10 protein-coding genes are annotated in these 11,127 nt (G+C 68.5%); 2 read left to right on the top strand and 8 right to left on the bottom strand.

The window, feature by feature from the left end:
* Positions 1 to 12: 12 nt before the first annotated feature.
* Positions 13 to 1,185: an HpcH/HpaI aldolase/citrate lyase family protein gene (locus ACIBK8_RS27205; RefSeq protein ID WP_399044491.1), complete on the bottom strand. Its 1,173-nt coding sequence runs from the start codon at positions 1,183 to 1,185 to the stop codon at positions 13 to 15.
* Between the two features lie 218 nt (positions 1,186 to 1,403).
* Between ACIBK8_RS27205 and ACIBK8_RS27200 the strand changes: the two genes are divergently transcribed.
* A complete protein-coding gene (locus tag ACIBK8_RS27200; protein WP_399044490.1) occupies positions 1,404 to 2,522 on the top strand; it encodes a TerD family protein in 1,119 nt (372 codons plus the stop codon).
* Positions 2,523 to 2,541: 19 nt separating this feature from the next.
* Here the strand turns inward: ACIBK8_RS27200 and ACIBK8_RS27195 are convergent, their stop codons facing one another.
* From ACIBK8_RS27195 to ACIBK8_RS27170, 6 genes are all read right to left on the bottom strand, one after another.
* Positions 2,542 to 3,279 (bottom strand): Tellurium resistance, encoded by a 738-nt coding sequence (locus ACIBK8_RS27195; protein ID WP_393679945.1) that lies wholly within the window; start codon positions 3,277 to 3,279, stop codon positions 2,542 to 2,544.
* Between the two features lie 98 nt (positions 3,280 to 3,377).
* Positions 3,378 to 4,517 carry a DUF475 domain-containing protein gene (locus ACIBK8_RS27190; RefSeq protein ID WP_399044489.1) on the bottom strand — a complete coding sequence of 380 codons (1,140 nt, stop codon included), beginning with the start codon at positions 4,515 to 4,517 and terminating at the stop codon, positions 3,378 to 3,380.
* 53 nt (positions 4,518 to 4,570) lie between these two features.
* Positions 4,571 to 5,146 (bottom strand): TerD family protein, encoded by a 576-nt coding sequence (locus ACIBK8_RS27185; RefSeq protein WP_393679948.1) that lies wholly within the window; start codon positions 5,144 to 5,146, stop codon positions 4,571 to 4,573.
* Positions 5,147 to 5,304: 158 nt separating this feature from the next.
* Positions 5,305 to 5,880, bottom strand: a complete 576-nt coding sequence (locus tag ACIBK8_RS27180) for a TerD family protein (protein ID WP_393679949.1) — start codon at positions 5,878 to 5,880, stop codon at positions 5,305 to 5,307.
* A gap of 168 nt (positions 5,881 to 6,048) precedes the next feature.
* The gene (locus tag ACIBK8_RS27175) at positions 6,049 to 6,507 is read right to left on the bottom strand and encodes a peroxiredoxin (RefSeq protein ID WP_399044488.1); all 459 of its coding nucleotides are present in this window, start codon (positions 6,505 to 6,507) and stop codon (positions 6,049 to 6,051) included.
* Positions 6,508 to 6,645: 138 nt separating this feature from the next.
* Entirely contained in the window at positions 6,646 to 7,086 is a 441-nt protein-coding gene (locus tag ACIBK8_RS27170; RefSeq protein WP_393679953.1) for a DUF3052 domain-containing protein, read from the bottom strand.
* A 529-nt stretch (positions 7,087 to 7,615) separates the two neighbouring features.
* Between ACIBK8_RS27170 and aceE the strand changes: the two genes are divergently transcribed.
* Complete coding sequence (gene aceE / locus ACIBK8_RS27165) at positions 7,616 to 10,348, top strand: pyruvate dehydrogenase (acetyl-transferring), homodimeric type (protein ID WP_399044487.1); 2,733 nt, start codon at positions 7,616 to 7,618, stop codon at positions 10,346 to 10,348.
* Positions 10,349 to 10,439: 91 nt separating this feature from the next.
* Here the strand turns inward: aceE and ACIBK8_RS27160 are convergent, their stop codons facing one another.
* Entirely contained in the window at positions 10,440 to 10,847 is a 408-nt protein-coding gene (locus ACIBK8_RS27160; protein ID WP_399044486.1) for a peptidase inhibitor family I36 protein, read from the bottom strand.
* Positions 10,848 to 11,127: the final 280 nt, after the last annotated feature.

The following is an 11,127-nucleotide window of genomic DNA, read 5'->3' as shown; positions in this document are numbered from 1 at the left end:
GTTCCGGCCGCCCTATGTGTGCGGCAGGCTCGCGGCGAGCAGTTCCACGAAGCCGATGCCTTCGCGTGCCACGCCGAACACCTCGGCCCGCAGCAGCGTCCGCTCGGCCCACGCCCGGTGGGGTTTCACCTCGTTCATCTTGTTCGTGTAGGCGGAGCGCAGGACGCCGCCGTCGCCGCGCTCGGGCCTGAGGATGTCGGCGGCGTCGCTGAACTCCTCGTGGCTGACCACGGAGAGGGCGTGCACGGGCGCGACGTGTGAGGGGTGGATACAGGTCTTGCCCTGGAGGCCGTTGGCCCGGTCCAGTTCGATCTCCCGCAGCAGGCCGTCCATGTCGTGCTCGATCAGAGCCGTCCGCAGCTCCTCGGCCCGCCCCAGGAACGGGCTTTGGCGCAGCTGCGGCTTGAACATCCGCTCGTGCAGCCGGAAGTACTCCCACACGGGCCCGGTGACCGTGAATCCGGTGCCGTCGGCCCGCCCGAGCACGTTGACGACATCGGCTATCACGGAGGCGACGATCTGGACGTCGTAGGCCGTCATGTCGGGTGCGCGGCGCAGCCCGTAGGCCGAGCAGAAGTCCGTGACGCCCAGGCGCAGGGCGAGCACCCGGTCCCGGTGCGCGCCGACGATCCTGGCGACGCCCCTGAGGGTCTCGCCGCGGGTCTCCAGATGCAGCAGCTGCGGGGATTCCAGGACCGGCATCGCGTAGAGCCGCTGCCCGCACTCCGCCTCGGCGGCGGCCAGCGCCGTCAGGAACGCCGTCCCGCGCTCCTCGGTGAACTTGGGGATCACGAAGCCGGAGAGCCTGCGGACGGCCGGGCCCATCCGGCGTGCCAGGTCCGGTATCTGGTCCGGTGTGCGGACGCGGACGAACAGCAGCGGGAGAGCGGCGCCTTCGGCGGCTGCCGCGTCGAGCAGGGCGAACTGCCGGACGAGGTTCTCCTCGCCCGCCTCGACGTCCGCGTCGCCGATGGAGTCCTCCAGGCAGAGCACCATCGACACGACGCCGCAGCCGGCCTGCTTGACGACGTCGTCGGCGAGCCGCGGCCGGGTGGCCGGGCTGTAGAGCGTGGCGCCGAGCGCGACCGCGAGCAGGCGGGCAGGTGATCCGGCGGTGAACTCCACCGGTTCCTGGTGGAAAAGCTTCTTCCGAATGTCGGGCGCAAGATGCCCAAAATGCCGCATACAACTCCCCGCATACAGGCGCGAACCAGGCATACCTGCCGCGTCCCACCCTCTGGATCCAGCCGGTAATCGTACGTGCGCGTGGGTGTCAATAGTTCCCTCGTGCGCGAAAATTTCATGATGTGCACGAAGCGTCGAGGTGTCCTGACGGTGCACACGTGCCCCGCTGCCAGGGCCCCGCGTTGTCCCTCCGACCTCCGGGAAGGCAGGATTGCGACATGACGCACGCGATGCTGAAAGGGTCGAACGTACCCCTCGACACCACGGCGGTACGGGCCGTGCTGCGCTGGACCCCCGGCGCCGGCGTCCCCGATGTCGACGCCTCGGCCCTGCTCGTGGGCCCCGATGGCCGCGTGCGCTCCGACGAGGATTTCGTCTTCTACAACCAGCCGCAGCATCCCGGCGGACACGTCAGGCACCTGCCCAAGAGCCCGCTGGCCGATCAGCTCGCCGACACCGTCGAGGTGGACCTGTCCACGCTCGACCCGTCGGTGGACCGCGTGGTGCTGGCCGCATCGTCGGACGGCGGGCCCTTCGCCGGCGTACCGGATCTGCGCGTCCTGCTGTACGACGCGACGGCGGCCGGCGGCGATCCGCTGCTGACCTTCGACGTGGTGCCGGACACCGGCGAGGAAACGGCCCTGATCTGCGGCGAGCTGTACCGCCGCGGCGACGGCTGGAAGTTCCGCGCGCTGGGCCAGGGGTACGACAGCGGACTGGTGGGCCTGGCCACCGAGTTCGGGATTTCGGTGGACGACGGGGACGCCCCGCATCCCGGACCCGCGCCGCAGCCGCCCGCCGCGCCTCCCGCGGACGGCACTCCCCCGCCGCCGCCCGCAACCGGCGCCCCGGCAGCCGCCGACGGCGCACCGCCGCCCGCCACCGCCTGGCCCGAGCAGGCCGCGGTCCCGCCCGCCGCAGCGGCCGGACAGCCCCAGGCCGACCCGGACGCGGCCACCCAGCACGTGCCCGACCCGCTGCCCGAGCCCTTCTCCGCCGCCCCGCTCCCCCCGGGCACCCCGCCGCCCACCGGCGGCTACGGCTACCCGCAGCCCACGGGCGGTGGCTACGGCTACCCCCAGCCCACCGGCGGCGGCTACGGCTACCCGCAGAACGTCCCGCCGCCGCCCGCCCAGCCGCCGTCCCCGCCCGCGTACGGCTACCCCGGCCCACCGGTACCCCAGCAGCCGGGCCCGCCGCCGTACCCGCCGCAGCAGCCCGCTTACGGCTACCCGCAGCAGCCGCAGGCGGCGTACGGGTACCCGCAGCAGCCGCCCGCCGCGCCGGACCCGTCCTTCGTCCTGCCACCCCAGGGCCCGCAGTTCCAGCGCCGCTGAGCCCGGCGGCAGGCGGAGGTCACACCTTCGACTTGTAGCCGCGGCCCCAGTGGAGGCCCCAGCCGTACAGCCGGTCCAGCTCCGCCTGGAAGCCGTAGACGTACTTGACCTCGCGGCGCACGGTCAGGTCGTCCTTGGTCTTCTCCAGCGTGAAGATGGCGCAGGAACGGGCCTGCGGCGCCCGCTCGTCGAGCCGTATCTGGACCCGTGGCCCGGTGGTCGGGTAGAGCGTCACCACCGCGTGCGTACGGTCGAAGGCGGGGGTGCCGTCGTAGATGTAGACGAAGATCAGCAGCCGCTTGATCTCGTCACGGTGATCCATGTTGATGTACAGCGTCTCGCCGGATGGTGAGCCGAACCGGTCGTCACCGCTCAACTGCACGTAGGGCGGGGCGTTGAGGTCGCCCAGGAAGTCGCCCAGCGGCTGCACCACGCCCTTGGTGCCGTCCGTCAGCTCGTACATGCAGGCCAGGTCGAGGTCGATCTTGACCACGGCCGGTCCCTGCGCCTGCACCACCTCGGGTTTGAACATCTTGCCCGGGTGCCGCAGCAGGCTGCCCAGGCTCCGCTTGCCGCGGTCCCCCAGATCCGAAGTGCGCATCTGCCAGTGCAGGTTGACCCGCATGTGCCCGCTGTCGGCGCCCTGCTTGGTCAGCGAGACGACCGGATTCCGTTTCGTCAGCTCCACGACGTACGACGCACCGCCGCTGTCGTACTTCGGCGCGCCACCGCGCCACAGGTTCCCCAGGAACGACACCTTGCCCACCCCACTGCTCGGCCCATATGACAACGGGGCGGCCCGAGGTCTGCACCCCATGGCCGCCCCGCTGAGAGCGTTCCTCAATCAGGCCCGCGTCACACGCCGGAGGATACTTCCACCTTCGGTTCCGCGCCGCCGCCCGGTTTGCCGTCGCGCCGGTTCTTCAGCACGGACGAGCCGAAGGAGAGGGCGATCAGCGCGATGCCGACGAATCCGGTGATGAGTTCGTGGATCTCGTACCTGATCGTGATGAGCAGGATGACGGCGAGCGCGCCGATCGCGTAGTGCGCGCCGTGCTCCAGGTAGACGTAGTCGTCCAGGGTGCCCTTGCGGACCAGGAAGACGGTCAGAGACCTGATGTACATCGCGCCGATGCCGAGACCCAGCGCCATCTCGAAGATGTCGTTGGTGATGGCGAACGCGCCGATGACGCCGTCGAAGGAGAAGGACGCGTCGATGACCTCCAGGTAGAGGAACATGAAGAACGCGGCCTTGCCGGCCAGACCCACGGTCGCGCTCGCGCCGGCGCCCTTCTTGGCCGGTGGCTTGGCGCCCTCGGCCTCGTCGCCGTCTTCCTCCTCGTCCTCCAGCTTGTCCTCGAAGTAGCCGGAGATGCCGCCGACGACGAGGTACGTGATGAGGCCGGCGACGCCGGAGAGCAGGACTGTGGCGCTCTTGTCACCGCCGCCGTGCGCGACGTTCGTGGCGACCGTCATCGAGGCCACCAGGAGGGCGACCAGCGCGATGATCACGGACAGCGTGTCGAGCTTGCCGAGTTTGGCCAGCGGCTTCTCGATCCAGGCCAGCCACTTGTAGTCACGGTCCTCGAAGATGAAGTCGAGGAAGATCATCAACAGGAAGATCCCGCCGAACGCCGCGATGGCGGGATGCGCCGCGGTGACGAGTTCCTCGTAGTGCGCCTTGTCGTGGATCGCGAGGTTGACCGCCTCGATCGGCCCCAGTTTCGCGGTGATCGCGACGATGACGACCGGGAAGACCAGCCGCATGCCGAACACCGCGACAAGGATGCCGATGGTCAGGAAGATCTTCTGCCAGAAGGCGTTCATCTTGCGCAGGATGCCTGCGTTGATGACCGCGTTGTCGAACGAGAGCGAAATCTCCAGGATGGACAGGATCCCGACAATCGCGAGCCCCTGCCACCCCCAGAGGACGCCGGCCAAGGCCAAGCCGAGCACCGTGACGGCGAACGACCAGCCAAAGGTTTTCAGGAGCACTGCCTACCCAATCCCTCGCTGTATGGGCCCCCCGCGCGCGCAGGGCGGCGGCTTTACGAAACGTTGACCCCGAAGTCTAGAGCGATGCCCCGCAGGCCCGACGCGTACCCCTGACCCACCGCCCTGAACTTCCATTCGCCGTTGTAGCGGTAGACCTCGCCGAAGATCATCGCCGTTTCGCTGGACGCGTCTTCACTGAGGTCGTAACGGGCGAGTTCGCTGCCGTCCGCCTGATTCACGATGCGGATGAAGGCGTTGCTGACCTGCCCGAAGCTCTGGCCGCGCGCCTCCGCGTCATGGATCGACACCGGGAACACGATCTTGTCGACCTGCGCGGGCACGCCCGTGAGGTCCACCAGGATCGATTCGTCGTCCCCTTCGCCCTCGCCGGTGAGGTTGTCGCCGGTGTGCTCGACGGAACCCTCGGGACTCTTGAGGTTGTTGTAGAAGACGAAGTACTCGTCGCCCAGCACCCGGCCCGATGCGCACAGCAGCGCACTGGCGTCCAGGTCGAAATCGGCTCCTGTCGTGGAGCGCGCGTCCCAGCCGAGCCCGACCATGATCTGGGCGAGATTCGGAGCGGCCTTGGACAGGGAGACGTTGCCTCCCTTGGCGAGCGTGACGCCCATGATGTTCGCTTCCTCCCCGGTATCGGCGCGGACCGTGCGCGGCCCGCGGCCCCTTCAAGCGCGTCCGGCGCCGCACGTCCCCCGAGGGGGCGTACGGCGCCGGACGCGGAAAACCTGTCCGCTGCACACGGCCGGCACCGCCGGCCTGCGCTGCGCGGTCAGACGTTGACGCCGAAGTCCTGCGCGATGCCGCGCAGTCCCGATGCGTAACCCTGGCCGATGGCCCGGAACTTCCACTCCGCGCCGTTGCGGTACAGCTCGCCGAAGACCATGGCGGTCTCGGTCGAGGCGTCCTCGCTGAGGTCGTAGCGCGCCAGCTCGTTGCCGTCGGCCTGGTTGACCACGCGGATGTACGCGTTGCGCACCTGGCCGAAGCTCTGCTGGCGGTTCTCGGCGTCGTAGATCGACACCGGGAAGACGACCTTGCTGACGTCGGCGGGCACCCCGGCGAGGTTCACCTTGATCGCCTCGTCGTCGCCCTCGCCCTCACCGGTGGTGTTGTCACCGGTGTGCTCGACCGAACCGTCGGGGCTCTTCAGGTTGTTGAAGAACACGAAGTTCTGGTCGTTGGCGACCTTGCCCTGGTCGTTCGCCAGCAGGGCGCTGGCGTCCAGGTCGAAGTCCGTACCGGTGGTGGTACGGGCGTCCCAGCCCAGACCGACGAGAACGGCGGTCAGATTGGGGGCTTCCTTCGTCAGCGAGACGTTGCCGCCCTTGCTGAGGCTGACTCCCACGAGTCCTCCCATAGATTCGAGGGGTACGAAAAATTTTGCGCCCCCATCGTGCATGGCATCGGATCAACGAATCGATCCTAGTGACCGGTTCCCACCGGACGCAGATATCGCCGACGAATGTCGTTGCGGCGGTGACTGCGGCCCGGGGCGCAGCGGAAGAGGGGCGGCTCAGATGGAGTCGAGCGCCTTGAGGTAGTCGTTCAGGTCACGGGCGTCGGGCAGACCGTTGACCACCGTCCAGCGCACGACACCCTCCTTGTCGATGATGAAGGTGCCGCGCACCGCGCAGCCCTTCTCCTCGTCGAAGACGCCGTACGCACGCGAGGCTTCGCCGTGCGGCCAGAAGTCCGAAAGCAGCGGGTACTCCAGGCCCTCCTGCTCGGCGAAGACACGCTGCGAGAAGGGGGAGTCGTTGGAGACCGCCAGCAACTGCACATCGTCGTTGACGAACTTCGGCAGCTCGTCACGGAGCGCACACAGCTCGCCGGTGCACACACCGGTGAAGGCGAAGGGGTAGAAGAGGAGGACGACGGCCTTCTCACCACGGAACTGCGAGAGCGTGACCAGCTCGCCGTGCTGGTTCTTCAGCTCAAAATCCGGAGCCTTCGTACCGACCTCGATCGCCATGGTGCATCCCTTCCGGTCACGCTCAACAGGTACCGGAACAACCCTACGCGCCGCCCGCCGGCCGCCCCCGGACAGGGCCGAGCCCCCCTCCGGACGGACCGGAGAGGGGCTCGGCTACGGGAATCGAGGAAGAGCGCTTCAGCGCTTGCCGGGCTTCGCCGCCCTCGGCGTGACCAGCCGGCTACCGGACCAGTCCTTGCCCGCGTTGATGCTCCTGGTCTGGGACAGACCCGCGGTCTGCGCGGCATCATTGATGTCGCTCGGCTCGACGTAACCGTCACGGCCGGTCTTGGGGGTCAGCAACCAGACCTGTCCGCCCTCATCGATCAGCCCGATGGCGTCCACCAGCGCGTCCGTGAGGTCACCGTCCTCGTCCCGGAACCACAGCAGAACGACGTCAGCGACATCGTCGTAGTCCTCGTCGACGAGGTCTTGGCCGATCACGGTCTCAATGCCTTCGCGGAGATCCTGATCGACGTCGTCGTCGAATCCGATCTCCTGGACCACCTGTCCGGGCTCGAACCCCAGCTTGGCGGCAGGGTTGGTCCGCTCCTCCGCGTGGTCCGCGGTCGCGCTCACGGATTGCCTCCTGTCATGTTTCGGAAAATGCTCGGAAGGCTCCGCGCGTGCGCGGAGCATTGGGCGTAGTCCACACGGGCGGGGCGGATCGCGCAAGTACCCGGCCGTCGAGACCGCCTAAACGGTGACGATTCGAGGCTTCTCGCCGCAACTACGACCCCGCCAGGACAGGACCAAGTGATACGCATCACTCCCTTCTGTCGGGTTTGCGGGGTGGACAGGGACAAGCGGATTCCTTCATGGCTTCTGCCCGGCCCTGAGATGCGTATGCGGAATACGCACCGGCGCCCGTCACCCTCTGTCGACATGGGCGTATGGTTGCGGTTTGGCCGACCTGAGAAGTCGGCCTTTGTAGCGCCTGTCTCCGCGGCGGCGGTTACCCATCGGTAGAGATGACGTATCGCGACGCCTCGGTACACGATGGAACACGGCGCGACCCCAGAAGAAACCACAGAGAGACAGCATCCGACCGCGTGCGCAGCAGCTATCGCGTGCAGAGCACGACATGACCCGAACACGAAGGAACAGCGTGGCTTCCGGATCCGATCGAAACCCGATCATCATTGGCGGCCTTCCCAGCCAGGTCCCGGACTTCGATCCCGAAGAGACCCAGGAATGGCTCGACTCGCTCGACGCAGCCGTCGATGAGCGAGGCCGGGAACGAGCTCGCTACCTCATGCTTCGACTGATCGAGCGTGCCCGCGAGAAGCGCGTGGCCGTGCCCGAGATGCGCAGCACGGACTACGTCAACACCATCGCCACCAAGGACGAGCCGTTCTTCCCCGGTAACGAGGAGATCGAGCGCAAGGTCCTGAACGCGACGCGGTGGAACGCGGCCGTCATGGTCTCCCGGGCCCAGCGCCCCGGCATCGGCGTCGGCGGCCACATCGCGACCTTCGCCTCCTCCGCCTCCCTGTACGACGTGGGCTTCAACCACTTCTTCCGGGGCAAGGACGACGGCAAGGGCGGCGACCAGATCTTCTTCCAGGGCCACGCCTCCCCCGGCGTGTACGCCCGCGCGTTCCTGCTGGACCGGCTGTCCGAGTCGCAGCTGGACGCGTTCCGCCAGGAGAAGTCCAAGGCGCCCAACGGTCTGTCGAGCTACCCGCACCCGCGGCTGATGCCGGACTTCTGGGAGTTCCCGACCGTCTCCATGGGTCTCGGCCCGCTGGGCGCGATCTACCAGGCGCGGATGAACCGCTACATGCAGGCGCGCGACATCGCCGACACCTCCGACTCGCACGTCTGGGCGTTCCTGGGCGACGGCGAGATGGACGAGCCGGAGTCGCTCGGCCAGCTGTCCATCGCCGCGCGCGAGGGCCTGGACAACCTCACCTTCGTCGTCAACTGCAACCTCCAGCGCCTGGACGGCCCGGTCCGCGGCAACGGCAAGATCATGCAGGAGCTGGAGTCGCAGTTCCGCGGCGCCGGCTGGAACGTCATCAAGCTGGTCTGGGACCGCAGCTGGGATCCGCTGCTCGCCCAGGACCGCGACGGCATCCTGGTGAACAAGCTCAACACCACGCCGGACGGCCAGTTCCAGACGTACGCCACCGAGACCGGCGCGTACATCCGCGACCACTTCTTCGGTGACGACCAGCGGCTGCGCGCGATGGTCGAGAACATGACCGACGACCAGATCCTGCACCTGGGCCGCGGCGGTCACGACCACAAGAAGATCTACGCGGCGTACGCGGCGGCCAAGGCCCACAAGGGCCAGCCGACGGTGATCCTCGCGCAGACCGTCAAGGGCTGGACGCTCGGCCCGAACTTCGAGGGCCGCAACGCGACCCACCAGATGAAGAAGCTGACGGTCGAGGACCTCAAGGGCTTCCGTGACCGTCTGCACCTCCCGATCGCGGACAAGGACCTGGAGGACGGCCTGCCGCCGTACTACCACCCGGGCCGCGACTCGGAAGAGATCCAGTACATGCACGACCAGCGCAAGGCGCACGGTGGTTACGTTCCCACCCGTGTCGTGCGCGCCAAGCCGCTCCAGCTGCCGGACGACAAGGCGTACGCCGGCGCCAAGAAGGGTTCGGGGCACCAGAAGATCGCCACGACCATGGCGTTCGTCCGCGTCCTGAAGGACCTGATGCGGGACAAGGAGATCGGCAAGCGCTTCGTGCCGATCGCGCCTGACGAGTACCGCACCTTCGGTATGGACGCGTTCTTCCCGTCGGCGAAGATCTACAACCCGCTGGGCCAGATCTACGAGTCGGTCGACCGCGAACTGCTGCTGGCCTACAAGGAGTCGCCGACCGGGCAGATGCTGCACGACGGCATCACGGAGGCCGGCTGCACCGCCTCGCTGATCGCCGCGGGCTCCGCCTACGCGACGCACGGCGAGCCGCTGATCCCGGTCTACGTCTTCTACTCGATGTTCGGTTTCCAGCGCACCGGCGACCAGTTCTGGCAGATGGCCGACCAGTTGGCGCGCGGTTTCGTACTGGGCGCGACCGCCGGCCGTACGACGCTGACCGGCGAGGGCCTCCAGCACGCCGACGGGCACTCGCAGTTGCTGGCCTCGACCAACCCGGCCTGTGTCGCCTACGACCCGGCCTACGGTTACGAGATCGCGCACATCGTCAAGGACGGTCTGCGGAGGATGTACGGAGAGAACTCCGAGGACATCTTCTACTACCTGACCGTCTACAACGAGCCGATCCAGCACCCGGCCGAGCCGTCCGACGCCGACGTCGAGGGCATCCTCAAGGGCCTGCACCGCATCAAGGCCGGCGAGAAGGGCGAGCACGCGGCCCAGATCCTCGCCTCCGGTGTCGCGGTGCCGTGGGCCGTTGAGGCCCAGCAGATCCTCGCGGACGAATGGAACGTCAAGGCGGACGTCTGGTCGGCCACCTCCTGGAACGAACTGCGCCGCGACGCGGTGGAGATCGAGCGGCACAACCTGCTGCACCCGGAGGAGGAGCAGCGCGTCCCGTACGTGACGCAGAAGCTCCAGAACGCCCAGGGTCCGAAGGTCGCGGTCTCGGACTGGATGCGCTCCGTCCCGGACCAGATCGCCCGCTGGGTGCCCGGTACGTACCAGTCGCTGGGTGCCGACGGCTTCGGCTTCGCCGACACCCGTGGCGCGGCCCGCCGCTTCTTCCACATCGACGCCCAGTCGATCGTGCTGGGAGTCCTCACCGAGCTGGCCCGGGAGGGCAAGGTCGACCGCTCGCTGCTGAAGCAGGCCATCGACCGCTACCAGCTGCTGGACGTCACGGCTGCCGAGGCCGGGGAGGCCGGCGGCGACGCCTGATCCGCACCGGCACACCGCCGTACGGTGTCCGCCGCGCCCCCGACCAGCGATACCGCCGGTCGGGGGCGCGGCCGTTGGGCCGGGTGCCGGGTCAGCGCTCCCAGATCTTGAACGCCCTTACCTGGTACGGCGATCGGGGCACCCAACTGCCGCCGCCCGGGTAGGTGTTGAACTCGCCGGTCTCGGCGCATTCGGCGCTCTGATAGGTGGTGACCGGTCGGCCGGTGCGGTTGGCGAGCGAGGCCGCCGCGGTGCCCTTGGGGAGCGTGACGCAGCTTTCGATGTCGGTGTCGGACAGTTCGTAGGTCTGCCGCTTGCCGCCGAAGTCCGCCGTGGGCCAGACGCACAGCTGGCCACTGGAGCAGTCGCCCGACGTGGGTGCGGTGCGACTGCCGGGTGCCGTGTGGGCAGGCGGGGCCGCGAGGACGGCCGGTGCGGTGAGCGCCGTGGCCAGTGCGGCGAGGCCGGTGACGAGCGCGGTGCTGCGGAACGTACGCATAGGAATCTCTCCCCCGTGGAATGCGGTGGCTCTCCGCGGCGGGCCGGTTGCCTGCCGCGGGTTCGAGCCGAGCTTCCCGACCGTGCTAAGCGGCTGCCAAGCCCTCGGCGCACGGACCACCCGGATCGGCGATGGGGACGGAGCGTATGGCTCGGGGCAGGGGTTGGGGGGGCGCGGTGTTGACGCGGCGGTGGGCGGCGGCGCGCCCTGCGGAAACCGTTCCTCCCTTGGCGGGGCGGCGGGCCGCTGCGGGGTGGCCGACCGGTCGTGGCCGTGCGGC

Source organism: Streptomyces sp. NPDC050161, assembly GCF_044460025.1.
Classification (GTDB): Bacteria; Actinomycetota; Actinomycetes; order Streptomycetales; family Streptomycetaceae; genus Streptomyces.
This window is presented reverse-complemented; position numbering and strand designations above follow the sequence as displayed.

Bases quoted from the DNA above. Each gene is read 5' to 3' on its own strand.
- ACIBK8_RS27200 (WP_399044490.1), top strand. From the start codon at position 1,404: ATGACGCACGCGATGCTGAAAGGGTCGAACGTACCCCTCGACACCACG.
- ACIBK8_RS27205 (WP_399044491.1), bottom strand. From the start codon at position 1,185: ATGCGGCATTTTGGGCATCTTGCGCCCGACATTCGGAAGAAGCTTTTC.
- ACIBK8_RS27160 (WP_399044486.1), bottom strand. From the start codon at position 10,847: ATGCGTACGTTCCGCAGCACCGCGCTCGTCACCGGCCTCGCCGCACTG.
- ACIBK8_RS27175 (WP_399044488.1), bottom strand. From the start codon at position 6,507: ATGGCGATCGAGGTCGGTACGAAGGCTCCGGATTTTGAGCTGAAGAAC.
- ACIBK8_RS27185 (WP_393679948.1), bottom strand. From the start codon at position 5,146: ATGGGCGTCACGCTCGCCAAGGGAGGCAACGTCTCCCTGTCCAAGGCC.